Raw genomic sequence first — 17,662 nt, forward strand, 5'->3', positions numbered from 1 at the left:
GGGCGCGGTCAGACGAGCAGGACGATCGCCAGGGCGCCCGACGCGTCGACGACACCGCACCATTCCGACCAGGCGCGGGGGACGACCCGGCCGGTGCGGTGGTGTGACAGGTCCCAGAGGCCGTGGGCGAGCCAGCCGGCGGCGACGAGGTACAGCGCGGTCCGGCCGTCCAGGAGGAGGACGGCCACGGCCCACGCGCCGAAGGCGAGGAGACCGGTGGACTGGACGGTGAGCGCGCGCCGGGTGCCGAGTTCGCCGCGTGCGGCGCCGAGGGCCAGGTAGCACAGCGGCATGACCACGAGGAGGGCGGCGAGGAAGGGGGTGGGCGGCAGCCCGTCGGCGAAGGTGGCCACGGCGAGGGCGAGGGCGAGCAAGGTGGGCCAGCGGTGTGCGAGGAAGCGGATCGTCGTCATGCGGCCCACTGTGCGACGCTCGGCCGCCCCGGCCGCCGGTGCGGTAACGGGATGTCCGTCGTCTTGGGCTGTAGGTCCGTGCGGACTAGGGTCGGGGCATGGGGGATCGCGCTGAACGGGTGGTGGCCGTCGTCGGGTTCGAGTCGGCCGAGCTCCTCGACATCGCCTGCGTCACGACCGGACTGGCCCTCGCCAACGCGCTCGGGGACCCCGGGACGCCGTATCGCGTGCGGGTGCTCGCGCCGGGCGGGGCTTCCATCCGGTGCGGTACCGGACTCACGCTGGCCGGCGTCGAGTCCCTGGAGCGGACGAAGGGGCCGCTGGACACGCTCGTCGTCTCGGGCGGGCTGGGTGTCGAGCGGTTCACCCGCGATCCCCGCCTCGTCGGACACGTCCGGCGCCTCAGCCGCGAGAGCCGACGGGTCGCCTCGGTCTGCACGGGCGCGGCCGTGCTGGCCGCGGCAGGTCTCCTCGACGGCCGACGGGCCACCACCCACTGGCAGTTCGCCCCGCACCTGGCGGACGGATACCCGGCGGTACGGGTGGACCCGGCGCCCCTGTGGATCCGCGACGGCAACGTGTACACGTCGGCCGGGATCACCAGCGCGCTCGACCTGACCCTGGCCTTCGTCGAGGAGGACCACGGCCCGGAGACGGCTCGCCAGGTGGCCCGGCACCTCGTCGTCCACATGCAACGTCCCGGCGACCAGCGCCAGATGAGCGTGTTCACCACGGCGCCGCCCCCTCGCGAGGACACCGTCCGCGTCCTCGCGTCCTACATCGCCGCGCACCCGAACGACGACCTGAGCACCCCCACCCTCGCCGCCCGCGCCGGCATGACACCCCGTCACCTCACCCGGCTCTTCACCCGGTGCCTCGGGGAACCGCCCGGCCGGTACGTCCGGGCCGTCCGCACGGAGACGGCCGCGCACCTCCTCCGGACGAGTCCCCTCCCCGTGGCCTCCGTGGCGGCCCGCTGCGGCTTCGGCACCCCTGAGGCCCTGCGCAAGGCGTTCCTGGACCGCTACGGCGTCTCCCCGTCCCGGTACCGCGACGGGGTCACGGCCTGAGTCCATGACCGGGGGCCGCGCGGGCGGGCGCCGCGGCGTCCACGCGGGCCGAGGTCATCGCGATCCTGAGAGGCGAGCCCGCTCAGCGCCGTCGCCACTCCTCTGCCAGGAGGCGGTAGGAGCGGACCCGGTCGGCGTGGTCGTGGGTGATGGTGGTGATGACGAGTTCGTCGGCGCCGGTGGCCTCCTGGAGTTGTTCGAGGTGGTCCGCGACGCGCTGGGGTGAGCCGACGAACTGGGTGTCGAGGCGGTCCGCGACGAGGGTGCGGTCCGCTTCGGTCCATGTGCGGGTGAGGGCGCGGGCCTCGTCCGGGGTCGGGAAGGGGATGGCGCCCTCGGCCGTGCGGATGCTGCGGACCCAGGGGCCGTAGCCGGTGGCGAGTTCGCGGGCGGTCTCGTCGTCCTCGGCGACGACGACGTCGGCGGAGATGCTGACGTAGGGCTTGTCGAGGTGGTCGGAGGGCTGGAAGGCGGCGCGGTAGCCTTCCGCCGCCTCCAGTACGGTGGCCGGGCTGACGTGGTAGTTGGCGGCGAAGGGGAGGCCGTTGCGGCCGGCGACGTCGGCGCTCTCTCCGCCGCTGCTGCCGAGGATCCAGACCTCAAGGTCCGCGCCCTCGCCGGGGACGGCGTGCGCCTCGGTCCCGTCCGCCGCGCGGTAGTCGCCGCGCAGGAGGGCGAGGATGTCGTCGACCTGCTCGCCGTAGTCCTGGGGCTGGGCGCCGGGCTGGTGCAGCAACTGCTGCTGGACCCGGAAGCGGGGCGAGCCGATCAGGTGCTCGAAGGAGAAGCGGGGCGGGATCTTCAGGCCGTTGGGCGTGCGGCCGTCGACGACGGGGGTCGTGGTCGGGCGCGGGTCCGCCTTCCGCCCGGACGAGCGTGCGCCGGAGCGGCCGAGCCCCAGATCGATCCGCCCGGGATGCAGGGCGTCGATCAGGCCGAACTCCTCGACGGTGGACAGCGCGGTGCGGTGGCCGAGCAGTACGGCACCGGAGCCGATCCTGATGGTGGACGTCGCGGCGGCGGTCAGGGCCAGCACGACGGCGGGAGAGGCCCCGGCGACCCCCGGGTTGAGGTGGTGCTCGGCGATCCAGTAGCGGGTGTAGCCGAAGCGCTCGGTCTGTTGGGCCAGGTCGACGGTGTGGCGCAGCGCTTGGGCGGCGGTGGCTCCGGACGGGATCGGGACGAGGTCGAGGACTCCGAGAGGTATGCCGGGCATGGTCGGGTGGTGCTCCTCAGTGGTCGGTGGACGCGGGCGCCGGTGCGGGCGGGGACACGAGCGGGGGCTCGGGCGCCGCGATGACCGGCGCCCAGGGGAACGGAGGGTCGGGGATCTCGCGTCGCAGCACCGGGGCGATCTCGGACTGGAAGAGTTCGAGCGACGCGTGGTGCTGGGCGGGGAGGAGACCGCTCGCGTCGGCCTGCAGGTGGAGCACGCTGTGGCCGAACCGCTCGTGGTAGCGGTGCACCTTGTCGATGATCTGCTGCGGGCTGCCGATCAGCGCCGAGCTGCGTTCGACGAAGTCATCCAGGGTGGCGAACACCGGCTCCAGGCCGAGGCTCTTCTGGAACGCGAGGTGGCCCTCGAACACCGGCCGGTACGCCGCGACGGCCTCCTGTGACGTGCGGGCCGCGTAGTAGCCGGCCGTTCCCGCGCCGACGACCGCCTGGGCCGGGTCGTGGCCGTAGTGCTCCCAGCGCTCCCGGTAGTGGCGGACGAGTTCGGCGTACGGCTCTATCGGGTGGGTGACGTTGGCCGAGAAGAGCGGGTCCCCGTAACGGGCGGCGAGGTCGACCGACTCCAGGCTGGTCGCGCTGCCGTGCCAGACCCGGATGGGCTGCTGGAGCGGTCTCGGCCACACCTCCGCTTCGGTCAGCCCGGGGCGGAAGCGCGGGGAGGCGCTCACCTTGTCCTGCCGCCAGATGCGGCGGAACAGTTCGTAGCTCTCGGCGTTGCGGTCCCACTGGTCCTCGGGGGTGACGTGGAACAGCTCGCGCTGGGCGGTGCCGTTGCCCTTGCCGATGATCAGGTCGAGGCGGCCCGCGGACAGGTGGTCCAGGGTCGCGTAGTCCTCGTAGGCGCGCACCGGGTCGAGCAGGCTGAGGGTGGTGACGGCGGTGAAGAGCCGGATGCGCGAGGTGAGCGCGGCGATGTGGCTGAGCACGACCGGCGGCGAGGAGGAGATGAACGGCCGCTCGTGGCGCTCGCCGACGCCGAAGCCGTCGAAGCCCAGTTCCTCGGCGAGGAGCGCGTTGTCGATCACCTCGCGGAAGCGCTCGTTGGTGGACTTCCGTACGCCGGTCACCGGGTCCGGGGCGTGCACGATGAGGGTGATGGCGAGGAACTTCACGACGCCACCCGCCGGTTCTCCGCGTCCACGCGCGCGCGGGAGTCGGGGTGGGCCAGGCCGAGGTGGTCCCGGAGCGTGGTGCCCGTGTAGTCGTGGCGGAACACACCGCGTTCCTGGAGCAGCGGGACGACGGTGTCGGCGAACTCGTCGAGGCCGCCGGGGGTGATGTGCGGGACCAGGATGAAGCCGTCGGCGGCGTCCGTCTGGACGAACCGGTCGATGGCGTCGGCGACGGTGGCCGGGGAACCGACGAACGACTGGCGGCCGGTGGTCTCGATGACGAGCTCCCGGATCGACAGGTTGTCGGCCGCGGCGCGTTCGCGCCATTTCCGGGCGACGGCGAGGGAGTCCCGGAACTCGCGGACGCTGGCCCGGCCGCGGGCGACGGTGTGCTCGCCGGGGTCCGGGTCGATGTCCGGGAGGGGGCCGTCGGGGTCGTACGCGGACAGGTCCCGGTTCCAGACGTGTTCGAGGTACGCGATCGCGGTCCGGCCGCTGACCTGGCGGCGCCGTACCTCCCGGGCCTGCTCCTGTGCCTCGGCGTCGGTGTCGCCGAGTACGAAGGTCGCCGCGGGCAGGATGAGCAGCTGGTCGTGGGTGCGGCCGTGGCGGGCGAGTCGTCCCTTGACGTCGGTGTAGAAGGCCCGGCCCGCCTCCAGGGTGCTGTGCCGGCTGAAGATGGCGTCGGCCTCGGCGGCGGCGAACTCGCGGCCCTCGTCGGAGTCGCCCGCCTGGAAGATCACCGGGCGGCCCTGCGGGCCGCGGGGGACGTCGAACTGGCCGGCGATGTCGAAGTGCTGTCCCTGGTGGGCGAAGGCTCCGGCCTTCGCGTCCGTCAGGAAGGTGCCGGATTCGCGGTCGGCGACGATCTCGTCGCCCTGCCAGGAGTCGAACAGTTCGTGGGCGGTGGACAGGAACTCCCGGGCCCGGGAGTAGCGCTGGTCCTCCGGGAGGAAGCCGCCGCGCCGGAAGTTCTCGCCGGTGAAGGCGTCCCAGGAGGTGACGACGTTCCAGGCGGCGCGTCCGCCCGACAGGTGGTCCAGGCTGGCGAACTGGCGGGCCACCTCGTAGGGCTCGTTGAAGGTGGAGTTGATGGTGCCGGTCAGGCCGATGCGTTCGGTGACGGCGGCGAGCGCGGACAGGACGGTGAAGGTGTCGGGCCGGCCCACCACGTCCAGGTCGTATATCCGGCCGCCCTGTTCGCGCAGTCTCAGTCCTTCGGCGAGGAACAGGAAGTCGAACTTGGCGCGTTCGGCGGTCCGCGCGAAGTGCGCGAACGAGCTGAAGTCGATGTGGCTGCCGGCCCGCGGGTCGCTCCACACGGTGGTGTTGTTGACGCCGGGGAAGTGGGCCGCGAGATGGATCTGCTTCAGGGGCTTGCCGGTGGTCGGGTTCGTCATGGTGGTGCGACTCCTGCTTCAGACGGCGGCGGCGTAGCGGTTCGCGGGGCGGGCGAGCCCGAGCAGCCCCCGGAGGGTGTCCGCCTCGTAGGCGTGCCGGAAGGCGCCTCGGCGTTGGAGCTCGGGCACGAGGCCCCGGGTGATCTGTTCCAGGTCGTGGCCGATCGCTCCCGGGCGCAGCCGGAAGCCGCTCAGGCCCGCCTCGCGGAACTCGAGGAGCAGGTCCGCGAGTTGTGCGGGCGTGCCCGTGAACACCTTGGCGTCGCTGGTGTAGGCGTGGCCCGCCAGGTCGTCCAGGCGGGCCTTGTGGTACTCCGCCGCCGCGGGGTCGTCGTCCAGGAAGACCACCAGGTCTCCGAAGACGTGCAGCCGCTCTTCCGCCCGTCCCGCGGCGGCCTGGGCGGCTCGGATCTCGGCGACGACGGCACGGGCCTGGTCGGTGTCGTGCGGGGTGACGTAGCCGATGTCGGCGGAGCGGCCCACCAGCCGGTAGGGCACGGTGTCGTGCGCGAGCGCGCTGACGAGGGGCTGGCCCTGCGGCGGCCGGGGGGTGATCGACGGGCCCCTGACCCGGAAGTGCGGGCCCTCGAAGTCGATGTAGTGGAGCTTGTCGCGGTCGACGAAGCGTCCGGTGGCGGCGTCGCGGATCTCGGCGTCGTCCTCCCAGCTGTCCCACAGGCGGCGCACCACTTCGACGTGGTCGGCGGCCTCGTCGAAGAGTTCGGTGACCAGGTCCCGGCCGGCCGGGGTGCCCAGGTCCTCGACGCGGAGGGACGGGAAGGTGCGGCGGCCGAAGTGGGCGGCCTCGTTCTGCCGCGCGGTCACCTGGACGCGCAGGCCCGCACGGCCGCCGCTGACGTAGTCCAGGGTGGCGATCGCCTTGGAGATGTGGAACGGCTCTGTGTGCGTGGCGACCACGGTCGGTACGAGCCCGATGTGCCGGGTGAGCGGTGCGATCCGGGCAGCGACGAGCACGGCGTCCAGCCGTCCGCGCACCTGGTCGGTGCGCCCGTCCGGCTCCGTGGGGTGCGAGGACTGCAGTCCGAGGCCGTCCTCGAAGGTCACGAAGTCGAGCAGGCCGCGTTCGGCCTCGGCGACGAGGCCGGCCCAGTAGGCGGCGGTGAACAGGTCGCCGGGCCGGGCGTCCGGCTCGCGCCACGCGGCCGGGTGCCAGCCGGTGCCGTCCAGCGCCACGGCGAGATGAAGAGGGGGACGTGCGGACATGAGAAGGGGGCCTTCCTGGTCGACCGTACGGGTCATCGGCCGCTCGTGCGGAGGTTCCGATGGCGGGAGCAGGTCAGCGACGGCAGAGGGCGCCGGCCGGCACGGCCGGTCCCCCTGTCCTCGCAGCCTAGGCGGAGCTGGACGGGTGAAGGTGGAGCGCGTGTTTCGGCTCCGTGAAGCCCGCCGCGCGGGTGCGGCAGGCGCCGGTCGGGGGCGTCACCGGCGCCGCGCCGGAGCCGCGGGACGGCGGTCAGCCGGACCACGCGCGGTGGGCGGGGCCGACGAGGCGGGGCAGGACGTTCTCGCCGAACCAGTACGCCTCCTCCAGGTGCGGGTAGCCGGAGAGCACGAACTCGTCGATGCCCAGCCGGTGGTACTCGGTGATGCGCTCGGCCACCTCGGTGTGGCTGCCGACCAGCGCCGTACCGGCTCCGCCGCGCACGAGACCGATGCCGGCCCACAGGTTGGGGTGGATCTCCAGGCCGTCGCGGCCGCCGCCGTGCAGGGCGAGCATGCGCCGCTGGCCCTCGGACTCGCTTCGGGCGAGCCCGGCCTGCACGGCGGCGACGGTCTCGGGGGCGAAGCCGTCGAGGAGTCGTCGGGCCTCGGCCCAGGCCTGTTCCGAGGTGTCGCGGGTGATGACGTGGAGGCGGATGCCGAAGCGGACGTTCCGGCCCTCCTTCTCGGCCAGGGTCCGGATCCAGGCGATCTTCTCGGCGACGGCGGAGGGCGGCTCGCCCCAGGTGAGATAGACGTCCGCGTGACGGGCGGCGACACCTCCCGCGGCGGGAGAGGAGCCGGCGAAGTAGACCTCCGGGAGCGGGTCGGGCACCCGGGCGAGACGCGCGTCGTCGACCCGCAGGTGCTCGCCCGCGAGGTTCACGGTCCCGCCGGTCCACAGCGCGCGGACGATCTGGAGGAACTCGTCCGTGCGGGCGTAGCGGGCGTCCTTGTCGAGGAAGTCCCCGTACGCGCGCTGCTCGGGGCTCTCGCCGCCCGTGACCACGTTGAGCAGCAGCCGGCCGCCGGTCTGCCGTTGGAAGGTGGACGCCATCTGCGCGGCGAGGGTGGGCGAGACGAAGCCGGGCCGGAACGCGACCAGGAACTTCAGGCGCTCGGTGTGCCGGCTGATCATCGCGGTGGTCAGCCAGGCGTCCTCGCACCAGGCCCCGGTGGGGGTCAGCACGCCGGTGAAGCCGAGGTCCTCGGCGGCGCGGGCGATCTGCGTGAGGTAGCCGATGCTCGGCGGCCGGTCGCCTCCGGTCGCGGTGACGGGAGCGCCGTGGCCGCCTCCGACGACATGACGGCTGTCGCCGTTGGTGGGCAGGAACCAGTGGAAGGTGAGGGTCACGTGAGGCTCGGGCCTTTCGCTCGTCGTCGCCGGTCGGGCGTGGGCGCGAGGCCCGTCAGGCTGCTCGTCCGGCGGTGGCCGGCAGGGCCGTACGGCCGCCGAGGGCGTCGGAGAACCGGTCGACGACGTGGGCGAGGGCCTCGGCCGGGCCGGGTGCGACGGTCAGGGTGCCGTCGTCGCCGACCTGGATGTCCTTGTCGAGGGTGAACCAGCCCTGGACGATGTGCGCGGCCCCCATGGAGCTGAGGACGGGGCGCAGCGCGTAGTCGATGGCCAGGACGTGCGCGGTGCTTCCGCCGGTCGCCAGTGGGAGGACCGTCTTGCCGACCAGCGCGTACTGCGGCAGCAGGTCGAGCAGGGACTTCAGCAGCCCGGAGTAGGCGGCCTTGTAGACGGGCGTGCCGATGACGACCCCGTCGACGCGGGCGAACAGTTCGGTCGCCTCGATGATGGCCGGATGTCGGAAGTCGGCGCCGAGCAGGGCCTCGGCGGGGATGGTGCGGACGTCCAGGGGGATCACCTCGTGTCCCTGGGCCGTGAGCTGCCGGTCCAGGTGGCGCAGCAGCCTGGCGGTGCGAGAGGTGGCGGAGGGGCTTCCGGAGACGGACAGGACGGTGGCCATGGCGGACCCTTCGGGGGCGTGGGAAGTGACGTGGGGTGGGGGCGGGGCCGCGGGCGGCGGTGTGTCGCGGCCCCGCTCCCCGGGACTGCTACTTGTTGGTCTTGGGCAGGCCGGGCGGGTTGACCTGGGACGTGGTCACGGCCTCGTCGGTGAGGCCCCAGCGCTGGAGCACCTTGGCGTACGTGCCGTTCTTGATGACCTCGTTGAGCGCGTCGGCGAGCGGCGCGGCCAGGCCGCTGTCCTTCTTGGTGGTGGCCGCGATGAGGCCCTGGAGGGTGGCGCCGGCGCCGGAGTACGTACCGACGACCTCCGTCTTCCCGGTGGTGGCGGCGTGGTAGGCGGCGGTCGGGTTGGGGCCGAGGTAGAGGTCGATGCGGCCGGACTGGAGGGCGAGGTAGGTGTCGCTGTCGTTCTGGTAGTACTTGATGTCCACCGGCTTGCGGCCGGCCTTCACGTTCTCCTTGCTCCACTCGACGAGCAGCTTCTCCTGGTTGGTGCCGCTGCCCACGGCGACGGTCCTGCCGGCGACGTCCGCGGGTCCGCTGATCTTCAGGCCGCTGCCCTTCTTCGCCCCGAAGCCCAGGTTGTCCTCGCGGTAGGTGGCGAAGTCGTACTTCTCCTTGCGTTCCTCGGTGACGGTGATGTTGCTGAAGCCGACGTCGTACTTGGCGCTGTCCAGACCGATGAAGACGTTCTCCCAGGAGACCGTGTTGATGTGCGGCTTGAGGCCGAGTACGTCGGCGACCAGGTAGGCGAGGTCGGGCTCGACGCCGATGATGGTCTTGTTGTCGGTGGCGTGGAAGGTCAGGGGCGCCGCCGAACCGGACGAGTCGACGATCTCCAGGGTGCCTCTCTTGCGGATCGCTTCCGGGACCCGCGCGGCTATGGAGTCGACCTTTCCGGTGGTGACGCGGTTCTGGTCGGGGCTCAGGTTGATCTTCACCGTGTCGCCCGACGCGGCCGCGACTTCGGTCGTGCCGCCGTCGGAGGGGTTGCCGCAGGCGGTGAGGGCGAGGGCGGCGGTGAGTCCCAGCGCGGCGGCGGTGGTGCGGCGGCGGGTGATCGAGGTGGTGGCCATGGTCGTGCTCCTTGCCTTGGGAGATCGGGGGAGAAGGGGTGGAACGGTGTGAACGGGGTGGTCAGAGGACCTTGGAGAGGAAGGCGCGGGTGCGCTCGTGCCTCGGGGCGTCGAGTACGGCCGAGGGCGGGCCCTGTTCGACGACGACGCCGCCGTCCATGAACACGACGGTGTCGGCGACCTCGCGGGCGAAGCCGATCTCGTGCGTCACGACGATCATGGTGGTGCCGGTGCGGGCCAGGGCCTTGATGACGTCGAGGACTTCGCCGACGAGTTCCGGGTCGAGCGCCGACGTGGGCTCGTCGAAGAGCAGCACCTTGGGTTCGAGGGCGAGCGCGCGGGCGATGGCCACGCGCTGCTGCTGGCCTCCGGACAGCTGACGCGGATACGCGTCGGTCTTGTCGGCGAGGCCTACCCGGTCGAGGAGCCTGCGGGCGTTCTCCTCCGCCTCCTTGCGCGACCTGCGCAGGGCGGAGACCGGTGCCTCGACGAGGTTGTCGAGTACGGTCAGGTGCGGGAAGAGGTTGAAGTTCTGGAAGACGAACCCGATGTGGGTCCGCTGCTTCAGGACGTCCTTCTCCTTCAGCTCGTGCAGCTTGCCGCCGGAGCGGCGGTAGCCGATGAGCTCGCCGTCGACGCTGACCCAGCCGCGGTTGACCTTCTCCAGGTGGTTGATGGTCCGCAGCAGGGTGGACTTCCCGGAGCCGGACGGGCCGAGGATCACGGTCACCTCGCCGGCACGGACCTTCAGGTCGACGCCGCGCAGCACCTCCAGCGGGCCGAAGCTCTTGTGGACGTCGTGGACGTCGACCATGACGTCGTTCATGTCTTCTCCGTCAGGGGGTGGGTGGCGGCGAGGCGCCGCGTCGCCAGGAAGCGGCGGGCGCGCTGGAGCGGGGTGGGCGGCGGGGTGCGGTCGGCGCCCCGGGCGAAGTGGCGCTCCACGTAGTACTGCGCGACCGACAGCAGGGAGGTGAGGATCACGTACCAGGCAGTGGCGACCAGGAGCAGGGGGATCACCCGGCCGTTGCGGCCGTAGATCACCTGGACTTGGTAGAAGAGCTCGCCGATGGCCATCACGTAGACCACCGAGGTGCCTTTGAGGAGGCCGATGATCTCGTTGCCGGCGGTGGGCAGGATGGCGCGCATGGCCTGTGGCAGCACGATCCGGCGGATCTGCCGGAGCCGGGGGATGCCGAGCGAGGCGGCGGCCTCCAGCTGTCCGTGGTCGACGGCGATGACGCCGCCGCGCACGATCTCGGCGGCATAGGCGGCCTGATGCAGCGTCAGCCCGATGACGGCAGCGCCGATGGTGCCGATGAGGCTGTTGCTGTCGACGGACCAGAAGACCGGCCCGAAGGGGATGCCGACGCCCAACTCCTCGTACAGCGCACTCAGATTGAACCAGAACACGAGCTGGACGATCATCGGGATCGACCGGAAGATCCAGATGTAGGACCAGGCGACGGTCTGCAGCACCGGGCTGCGCGACAGCCTCATGAAGGCCAGGACGGTGCCGAGGAGGAAGCCGAGGACGGAGGCGTAGGCGGTGAGCTGCAGGGTCACCCACACCGCCTGGACGATCGTCTCGGAGAAGAAGTAGGCGCGGAAGACGCCCCACTCCCAGACCGGGTTGGTGGCCAGCCCGTGCGCGAACTGGGCGACCAGCACGATCACGGCGACGGCCGCCGCCCAGCGTGCGTAGTGCCGGGCGGGTACGACCGTGAGCGAGGCCGGGTCGTCCGGTCCGGGCCGGGGTCCGGGGCCGGTGGCCGCGGTGGGTGCGCTCGGTGGCGCGGCAGAGGGGTCTGCGGTGAGAGCCATCGACATGTCCTGTGGGGTCGTGATGCGGGGTCGTTACGTGTGCTCGGGCGGGTTGACCTGGGACGCGTCGATCGCGGAGGCGGGGGTGCCCCACTTCTCGAGGATCCGGGCGTACGTGCCGTCCTTGATCAGCTCGTTGACGGCGGCCTGGAACGCCTTGGTGAGCGGGGAACCCTTCTTGAAGGCGAAGCCGACGTCGAGGCGGTGGTACTCGCCGAGGAACTCCGTCTGCGCGGCAGGCTGCGCCGCCTGGTAGCGCAGGCCGTTGATGGTCGACATGACGACATCGATCCGGCCCTGCTGGAGCGCGGTGAGCGTCGCCCCGTTCTCCGAGTAGACCTTGACGTCGTACGGCTTCTTGCCCGCCTCGGCGCACACCCCCTTCTTCGCGGTCAGGGTCGCCTCGAAGGTGGTGCCGGCGCCGGTGCCGATGGTCAGCCCGCACAACTGGGTGAGGTCGGTGACCTTCGTCTTGAGGGTCGTGCTGCCCTTCTTCACGGCGAAGCCCTGGCCGTCGTTGATGTAGGTGACGAAGTCGACGGTCTTCAGTCGTTTGGTGGTGACGCCGAAGTTGCCGGTGCCGACGTCGTACTTGCCGCTGCCGAGGGCGGGCAGGATCGTCTCGAAGGAGGCGTCCTGCCGCTCCAGCCGCACGCCGAGGACCTTGGCCACCGCGTCGGCGAGGTCGATGTCCTGGCCGGCGGGCGGCTTCTCCTGCCCGTTCGGGTAGTACGCGCCCGGCGGGAAACCGATCGAGCTGCCGATCCGGAGCGTGCCCGCCCGGCGCACGTCCTCGGGCAGCAGGGCGGCGGCGGAGTCCACCTTCCTGACGGCGGCGACCGGGTCGCCGCTCGGCGCCGGGGACGCCTGGGCTCCCGCCGGCGCGGTGCCGGAGGTGTCGCCGGAACCGCAGGCGGTCAGCGCCAGGAAGGGCAGCAGCGCGGTCGCGGCGGCGAGGCGCAGTCGGCTCGAACGGGTTGCGATGTCACGGGCGCTCACAGATGTGCGGCCTTTCCGGGGTGTGCGGGGGTGGTCGGCAGGTGCTTCTCGAAGGGCAGCGGGCCGATGGTCTCCGGGTCGGCCTCCGTGTCGAAGAGCGGGGCGTAGCCGGTGGCCAGGTACAGGCCGCGGGCCTCGGGCTGGCGGGGCCCGGTGGTCAGGTAGATCCGCCGGTAGCCGCGGGCGTTCGCCTCGTGCTCCAGTTCGGCGACGACACGGCGGGCGAGGCCGCGCCGCCGGTGGGCGGAGTGCGTCCAGATCCGTTTCAGTTCGGCCGTGGTCGCGTCATAGCGGCGGAAAGCGCCTCCCGCGACCGGCTCGCCGTGTTCGAGGAGCAGGAGCAGGAGGCCGCCGTGCGGGGCCGTGAACTCCTCGTCGGGGTAACGGGAGATCTCGCCGTCCGCGATCCTGCCGTAGCGCCGGGAGTACTCGTCGGCGAGTTCCCGCAGCAGGGGCTGCACCCGGGGATCGGAGACGGGGACGTGAATCACCGTCAGTTCCACTGCGGACGTCATCCGTTCACCGCCGCGAGGGCGCCGCGCGCCACGCGTTCGACGTCGCGCTTGGCGACCTCTTCGCGGACGATCGGGATGACGTAACGCCCGAAGTCGATGGCGTCGTCGAGGAGGTCGTAGCCGCGGGCGGAGAGGATGTCGACGCCGAGGTCGTAGTAGTCGAGCAGCGCCTGGGCGACGGTCTCCGGGGTGCCGACGAGGGCGTTGGAGTTGCCCGCCCCGCCGGTGGCGGCCGCGGTCGGGGTCCACAGGGCGCGGTCGTAGCGCTCCCCCGCCTCGGCGATGGCGAGCAACCGCTGCGAGCCCGTGTTCTCCGGGCCGTCCTGGGCAACTCTGCGATGGTGCCGTACGAGCCCCGCCTCGCGCCGTTCCCGGATCGCCCCCACGGTGCGGTGGGCCTTCTCCCAGGCCAGTTCCTCGGTCGGGGCGATGATCGGGCGGAACGCCACCTGGATACGGGGCGCCTCGGTGCGGCCGGCCGCCTTCGCCGCGGCCTCCACGGCCTCGATCTGCTCGGCGGTCTTCGCCAGGGGCTCGCCCCACAGGCAGTAGATGTCCGCCTCGGCGCCGCCGGCGGCGTACGCGGCGGGGGACGAACCTCCGAACGACACGCCGGGGCGCGGCTGTTGGACCGGGAAGACGTCGCTGACGAAGTCGTGGAAGCGGTAGTGGTCGCCCTCGTGGTCGAAGGGCTCGTGGGTGGTCCAGATCTTCTTGACGATGTCGATGTACTCGCGGGTCCGCGCGTAGCGCTCGTCCTTCGTGAGGGTGTCCCCCTCGCGGCCCTGCTCCTGGTCGTTGCCGCCGGTGATGAAGTGCACCGTCAGTCTGCCCTCGCTGATCTGGTCGAGGGTGGCGAAGGTCTTCGCGGCGAAGGTGGGGTAGGAGACGTTGGGCCGGTGGGCGAGCAGGATCTGGAGTTTCTCCAGTCTGCTCGCGATATAGGCCGCGGCCGGGGCGGGGTCGGGCGTCCCGGAACCGTACGCGAACAGCACCCGGTCCCAGCCGTAGTCCTCGTGCGCCCGGGCGAGCCTGAGCGTGTACTCCTTGTCGAAGGCGGCGCCGGAGCGCGGGTTGGTCTCGGAACCGTCGTTCGTGGCGGCGATGCCAAGGAACTCCACAGGCATGGGAGATGACCTTTCCTCAAGTCCTCTTGGTCCGTGCCGTGGTGCGGTGGCACGGCTGGGCACGGCGGAGCAGGGCAGCCCTCGGCGCCGGCCGTCGGGGGCGGCGCTTCGGGGGGCGGGGAAATCGGGGCGGGGAATCGGGGGTGAGCAGGTGTGACGACGCCGGGGCGGAGGGAAGGTTCCGGGGCCTCGGACGAGGAAGGGCGGCGGCAGCGCGCGTCAGGTCTCTCGCACGACCGCCCGCACTCGGACCCGGCAGGTGCCGAGTCCGCGATACGCGAGACGGTGCGACGAAAGGGGAAACTCGGCCCGCGACGGGGTCACCGAGGGAGGGAAGGGCCGGTCAGACGGCCCGCTGCCGCGTCAGGCGCAACACGCCGCGGACCACACCCGACCGAAGTCGATGTGGTCGCGAGTGACCAGGCGCTGCTCGGCGTTCATGGGCCCAATTGAGCATTGCATCGCGCTTCTCGTCAACCACGTCCCGGATACCGGACCCGCACCGAACGGCTTCCGTGCGCGGTGTGGTTGACATCCACGCGCGGTTCGACCGTACGATCGAGACCGGACCGGCACCGCTTCTCGCGGCAGCCGTACCGGCCGCGTTGAGGGACGCGGCGAGTGTGACGACGCCGGTGATCGGCCACCACCCCCTACCCCGCGCTGTGTCTGCCCGGAGTCCACGAACGTGCACGCTCCGGGCGGCCGCCTCCGCCCGCGTGCCTCCCTCCCCTGGAGAGCCTTCTGATGGCATCGCCGTCCGACATCTTCGGTCCCACCCACGTCTCCACCTCCGCACCGTCCACGCAGTCCGCGCCGCCCGCACCACCGGCACCGTCCGCACAGCCCGCACCACCGGCACCGTCCGCACAGCCGGAACCGCCCACACCGCCCGCACCGCTCCTGAGTGCCCCCGACGACCAAGGCCCCGGTGCCGCTCCCCCACGGATCGGCAAGGATCCCGAGGCAGCTCCCCCACGGATCGTGCCGCGCCGGCACACCGGCCGCTGGCTGACGGCCGCCGCCGCGCTGCTGCTCTTCGCGATGGCGGTCAGCTCCGTCGTCCGCAACAGCGCCTTCCAGTGGGACGTCGTCGGCCGCTACTTCACCACCGCGGCCGTGCTCGACGGCCTGCTGCTCACGCTCTGGCTGACCGGTGTGGTGATGGTGCTCGGCTTCCTGCTGGGCACTCCGCTGGCCGTGATGCGCCTGTCCGCGAACCCGGTGCTGCGCACGCTGAGCTGGGGCTACGTCTGGATCTTCCGTTCCACACCGCTCCTGGTGCAGCTGCTGTTCTGGTTCAACATCGGCGCGCTCTACCCGACGCTCGGACTCGGCATCCCCTTCGGGCCCGAGTTCGTCACCGTCCGGACCGTCAACCTGCTCGGCCCCACCCTCACCGCCGTCATCGGCCTGACCCTGCACGAAGCCGCGTACGCCGCCGAGGTGGTGCGCGGCGGCATCCTCTCGGTGGACGCCGGCCAGACGGAGGCCGCCCAGGCCCTCGGCATCGGCAGGCCCCGCACCCTGCGCCGGATCGTCATCCCGCAGGCGATGCGCTCCATCGTCCCGACGGCCGGGAACATGCTGATCGGCACTCTGAAGGGCACCAGCATCGTCAGCGTGCTCGCGGTGCACGACCTCCTGTACTCGGTGCAGCTGGTCTACAACCAGACGTACCAGGTCATCCCGCTGCTGATGGTCGCCACCCTCTGGTACATCGCCGTCACCACCGTGCTCAGCGCGGGGCAGTTCTACGTCGAGCGCCACTACGCGCGCGGCTCCGCCCGCGCACTGCCACCCACCCCCCTGCGACGGCTCAGGAACCAGCTGGCCGGTTTCCGTGCCCGGCTGGAAAGAGCCACCGCGCCCAGCGGAAACCGCACCTGACGTCGATCTCGACGCGCTCGCCCCGAAGGGCTCCCGCGCGCCTCTCGGGGGTCTCGTTCGCGCACCACCCCACCACCCACCACCCCACCACCTCAGGAGGAGACGCATGAGCGTCCACGAAATCCCCCAGGCCCGCACCAGCACCGCCGACGTACCCGATCCGGAGGTCTTCGCCGAGGAGTGGGAGGAGTGGCACCGGGCGAAGGACGCCCGGCTCGCCTCGGAGCACGGATTCCTCGCGGTCACCGGTCTGCACTGGCTCTCCGCGGAGCCTCAGAGCATCCCCGGCATCCCGGGGACCTGGTCGACGGGACCCGAGGGCGTCGCCGTGGAGCTCGACGAGGGGACGGAGTTCGTCGTCGACGGCGGGGTCGTACGGGGACGGTACGTCTTCGGCGCCATCCCGGAGCGTGGCGGTGTCGAAGCCGTCTGGGGCGACACGGTGATCGAGGTCGCCAAGCGCGGCGGCCACGACATCGTCCGGCCACGGCACCCCGAGCACCCGCTGCGGGTCGCGTTCTCCGGCACGCCGGCCTACGCTCCCGACCCGGAATGGGTGGTCACGGGCCGCTACGAAGCCTTCGACGAGCCGCGGCCGACCACGGTCGGCGCCTCCGTCGAGGGCCTCCGGCACGTGTACGACGCTCCCGGCCGCGTCGTCTTCGACCTGGACGGGCAGGAACTGAGCCTGACCGCGTTCAACGGGCAGGCGCCCGGTGCCCTCACGGTGCTGTTCACCGACGAGACCTCGGGCGTCACCACGTACGCGGCCAACCGCACCCTCGGCCTGGCCGCGCCCGGACCCGACGGCACGGTGCTGCTGGACTTCAACCGCGCCACCAATCTCCCCTGCGCCTACACCGACTTCGCGACCTGCCCGCTGCCGCCCGCCGAGAACCGGCTGCCCGTCGCGATCGAGGCGGGCGAGAAGATCCCCCGCGAGCGCGGACCTGTCGCCTAGCGGAGGCCGCGGGCGGAACGGGGCCGGCGGGCGGAACGGACGCTCTCGCCGGACGCACGGTGCGGCCCAGCGGCGGATCGGCGGATCGGCGGATCGGCGGATCAGCCTCGGATTGTTGCCGTGGCATGAAGCCGTCATGGCAACCCCGTGGCCATACCGTCCGCCTCCCGTCGGAACCGCTCGGCCGCGCCTAGCATCCGTTGACGGCCCTGTGCTGGTGGTACGGGGCCGTCATCCACCTCTGCCAAGGGCAGGTTCCACATGAGCATTTCCAGCGTCCTTGATGTCGCCGAGGCAGAAGCGCGGCTGGCCGCACTGCACGTGGTCGACGTCCGTACCCCCGGCGAGTTCGCTTCCGGCCACCTGCCGGGCGCCGTCAACATCCCCCTGGACCGCGTCGAGGGCAGCCTGGCGGAGCTGCGGAGCGCCGCCGAAGGCGGCACCCTGCTCCTGGTGTGTGCCTCCGGCGCCCGCTCCGGCAAGGCCGCCGACGTCCTCGCCTCCCACGGGATCACGGCGGCCGGCCTGACCGGCGGCACCCGGGCCTGGGCCGCCGCCGGTCACCGGCTGGAGCACCCGCCGGGTCCCGCACGCGCGGTCTGGGGGATGGAGCGGCAGGTGCGCTTCACCGCCGGTGCCCTGGTGCTGCTCGGCCTGGTGCTCGGGCTGCTCGTGCATCCGGCGTTCCAGCTGCTGTCGGCGGGCGTCGCGGGAGGACTGGTGTTCTCCGCGCTGACCGACACCTGTGGCATGGCGGTGGTCCTCGGCCGGCTTCCCTTCAACCGGCGTGGCGCGGCACCCCAGGGGTGACTCGTATCCCCTCTTCGGCTCGGTCGTCCG

Annotated in this window: 17 protein-coding genes; 4 read left to right on the forward strand and 13 right to left on the reverse strand. The window is 72.0% G+C overall.

Annotated features, from left to right (window positions below):
• Positions 1 to 8 precede the first annotated feature (8 nt).
• Positions 9 to 413, reverse strand: coding sequence for a hypothetical protein (locus tag ACZ7G1_RS16950; RefSeq protein WP_470877230.1), 405 nt, complete (start codon positions 411 to 413; stop codon positions 9 to 11).
• A 98-nt stretch (positions 414 to 511) separates the two neighbouring features.
• On the opposite strand from ACZ7G1_RS16950, the gene ACZ7G1_RS16955 reads away from it, so the two are divergent.
• Positions 512 to 1,483: a GlxA family transcriptional regulator gene (locus ACZ7G1_RS16955; protein WP_470877229.1), complete on the forward strand. Its 972-nt coding sequence runs from the start codon at positions 512 to 514 to the stop codon at positions 1,481 to 1,483.
• A gap of 82 nt (positions 1,484 to 1,565) precedes the next feature.
• Here the strand turns inward: ACZ7G1_RS16955 and ACZ7G1_RS16960 are convergent, their stop codons facing one another.
• The 12 genes from ACZ7G1_RS16960 to ACZ7G1_RS17015 form a co-directional block, all read right to left on the reverse strand.
• A complete protein-coding gene (locus ACZ7G1_RS16960) occupies positions 1,566 to 2,699 on the reverse strand; it encodes an LLM class flavin-dependent oxidoreductase (protein WP_470877228.1) in 1,134 nt (377 codons plus the stop codon).
• 16 nt (positions 2,700 to 2,715) lie between these two features.
• Entirely contained in the window at positions 2,716 to 3,831 is a 1,116-nt protein-coding gene (locus ACZ7G1_RS16965) for an LLM class flavin-dependent oxidoreductase (protein ID WP_470877227.1), read from the reverse strand.
• Positions 3,828 to 5,231, reverse strand: a complete 1,404-nt coding sequence (locus tag ACZ7G1_RS16970; RefSeq protein ID WP_470877226.1) for an NtaA/DmoA family FMN-dependent monooxygenase — start codon at positions 5,229 to 5,231, stop codon at positions 3,828 to 3,830. The genes ACZ7G1_RS16965 and ACZ7G1_RS16970 overlap by 4 nt, the downstream gene beginning before the upstream one ends.
• A gap of 18 nt (positions 5,232 to 5,249) precedes the next feature.
• On the reverse strand, positions 5,250 to 6,455 hold the full coding sequence (locus ACZ7G1_RS16975) for an LLM class flavin-dependent oxidoreductase (protein ID WP_470877225.1): 1,206 nt from the start codon (positions 6,453 to 6,455) through the stop codon (positions 5,250 to 5,252).
• A 250-nt stretch (positions 6,456 to 6,705) separates the two neighbouring features.
• Positions 6,706 to 7,806, reverse strand: a complete 1,101-nt coding sequence (locus ACZ7G1_RS16980) for an LLM class flavin-dependent oxidoreductase (RefSeq protein ID WP_470877224.1) — start codon at positions 7,804 to 7,806, stop codon at positions 6,706 to 6,708.
• Between the two features lie 55 nt (positions 7,807 to 7,861).
• Complete coding sequence (ssuE, locus tag ACZ7G1_RS16985) at positions 7,862 to 8,428, reverse strand: NADPH-dependent FMN reductase (protein ID WP_470877223.1); 567 nt, start codon at positions 8,426 to 8,428, stop codon at positions 7,862 to 7,864.
• 88 nt (positions 8,429 to 8,516) lie between these two features.
• Positions 8,517 to 9,506 (reverse strand): ABC transporter substrate-binding protein, encoded by a 990-nt coding sequence (locus tag ACZ7G1_RS16990; RefSeq protein WP_470877222.1) that lies wholly within the window; start codon positions 9,504 to 9,506, stop codon positions 8,517 to 8,519.
• Between the two features lie 61 nt (positions 9,507 to 9,567).
• Positions 9,568 to 10,332 (reverse strand): amino acid ABC transporter ATP-binding protein, encoded by a 765-nt coding sequence (locus ACZ7G1_RS16995; protein WP_470877221.1) that lies wholly within the window; start codon positions 10,330 to 10,332, stop codon positions 9,568 to 9,570.
• Complete coding sequence (locus ACZ7G1_RS17000; protein ID WP_470877220.1) at positions 10,329 to 11,330, reverse strand: amino acid ABC transporter permease; 1,002 nt, start codon at positions 11,328 to 11,330, stop codon at positions 10,329 to 10,331. The genes ACZ7G1_RS16995 and ACZ7G1_RS17000 overlap by 4 nt, the downstream gene beginning before the upstream one ends.
• Before the next feature lie 33 nt (positions 11,331 to 11,363).
• Entirely contained in the window at positions 11,364 to 12,329 is a 966-nt protein-coding gene (locus ACZ7G1_RS17005; RefSeq protein ID WP_470877219.1) for an ABC transporter substrate-binding protein, read from the reverse strand.
• A complete protein-coding gene (locus ACZ7G1_RS17010; RefSeq protein WP_470877218.1) occupies positions 12,326 to 12,844 on the reverse strand; it encodes a GNAT family N-acetyltransferase in 519 nt (172 codons plus the stop codon). Before ACZ7G1_RS17010 ends, ACZ7G1_RS17005 begins: the two co-directional genes overlap by 4 nt.
• Positions 12,841 to 13,971, reverse strand: coding sequence for an LLM class flavin-dependent oxidoreductase (locus ACZ7G1_RS17015; protein WP_470877217.1), 1,131 nt, complete (start codon positions 13,969 to 13,971; stop codon positions 12,841 to 12,843). The genes ACZ7G1_RS17010 and ACZ7G1_RS17015 overlap by 4 nt, the downstream gene beginning before the upstream one ends.
• Before the next feature lie 747 nt (positions 13,972 to 14,718).
• Between ACZ7G1_RS17015 and ACZ7G1_RS17020 the strand changes: the two genes are divergently transcribed.
• The 3 genes from ACZ7G1_RS17020 to ACZ7G1_RS17030 all read left to right on the forward strand — a co-directional run bounded on the left by ACZ7G1_RS17020 (position 14,719) and on the right by ACZ7G1_RS17030 (position 17,632).
• Positions 14,719 to 15,861 (forward strand): amino acid ABC transporter permease, encoded by a 1,143-nt coding sequence (locus tag ACZ7G1_RS17020; RefSeq protein ID WP_470877216.1) that lies wholly within the window; start codon positions 14,719 to 14,721, stop codon positions 15,859 to 15,861.
• A 106-nt stretch (positions 15,862 to 15,967) separates the two neighbouring features.
• Positions 15,968 to 16,822 carry a DUF1684 domain-containing protein gene (locus ACZ7G1_RS17025; RefSeq protein ID WP_470877215.1) on the forward strand — a complete coding sequence of 285 codons (855 nt, stop codon included), beginning with the start codon at positions 15,968 to 15,970 and terminating at the stop codon, positions 16,820 to 16,822.
• A 261-nt stretch (positions 16,823 to 17,083) separates the two neighbouring features.
• On the forward strand, positions 17,084 to 17,632 hold the full coding sequence (locus tag ACZ7G1_RS17030; RefSeq protein ID WP_470877214.1) for a rhodanese-like domain-containing protein: 549 nt from the start codon (positions 17,084 to 17,086) through the stop codon (positions 17,630 to 17,632).
• Positions 17,633 to 17,662 lie beyond the last annotated feature (30 nt).

It is taken from the genome of Streptomyces sp. NPDC037273 (genome assembly GCF_055603625.1).

Excerpts from the sequence above, each read along its gene's own strand:
- ssuE (WP_470877223.1), bottom strand. The coding sequence starts at position 8,428 with ATGGCCACCGTCCTGTCCGTCTCCGGAAGCCCCTCCGCCACCTCTCGC.
- ACZ7G1_RS17020 (WP_470877216.1), top strand. The coding sequence starts at position 14,719 with ATGGCATCGCCGTCCGACATCTTCGGTCCCACCCACGTCTCCACCTCC.
- ACZ7G1_RS17015 (WP_470877217.1), bottom strand. The coding sequence starts at position 13,971 with ATGCCTGTGGAGTTCCTTGGCATCGCCGCCACGAACGACGGTTCCGAG.
- ACZ7G1_RS16975 (WP_470877225.1), bottom strand. The coding sequence starts at position 6,455 with ATGTCCGCACGTCCCCCTCTTCATCTCGCCGTGGCGCTGGACGGCACC.
- ACZ7G1_RS16955 (WP_470877229.1), top strand. The coding sequence starts at position 512 with ATGGGGGATCGCGCTGAACGGGTGGTGGCCGTCGTCGGGTTCGAGTCG.
- ACZ7G1_RS17010 (WP_470877218.1), bottom strand. The coding sequence starts at position 12,844 with ATGACGTCCGCAGTGGAACTGACGGTGATTCACGTCCCCGTCTCCGAT.
- ACZ7G1_RS17000 (WP_470877220.1), bottom strand. The coding sequence starts at position 11,330 with ATGGCTCTCACCGCAGACCCCTCTGCCGCGCCACCGAGCGCACCCACC.
- ACZ7G1_RS16950 (WP_470877230.1), bottom strand. The coding sequence starts at position 413 with ATGACGACGATCCGCTTCCTCGCACACCGCTGGCCCACCTTGCTCGCC.
- ACZ7G1_RS16995 (WP_470877221.1), bottom strand. The coding sequence starts at position 10,332 with ATGAACGACGTCATGGTCGACGTCCACGACGTCCACAAGAGCTTCGGC.
- ACZ7G1_RS17025 (WP_470877215.1), top strand. The coding sequence starts at position 15,968 with ATGAGCGTCCACGAAATCCCCCAGGCCCGCACCAGCACCGCCGACGTA.
- ACZ7G1_RS17030 (WP_470877214.1), top strand. The coding sequence starts at position 17,084 with ATGAGCATTTCCAGCGTCCTTGATGTCGCCGAGGCAGAAGCGCGGCTG.
- ACZ7G1_RS16960 (WP_470877228.1), bottom strand. The coding sequence starts at position 2,699 with ATGCCCGGCATACCTCTCGGAGTCCTCGACCTCGTCCCGATCCCGTCC.
- ACZ7G1_RS16990 (WP_470877222.1), bottom strand. The coding sequence starts at position 9,506 with ATGGCCACCACCTCGATCACCCGCCGCCGCACCACCGCCGCCGCGCTG.
- ACZ7G1_RS16970 (WP_470877226.1), bottom strand. The coding sequence starts at position 5,231 with ATGACGAACCCGACCACCGGCAAGCCCCTGAAGCAGATCCATCTCGCG.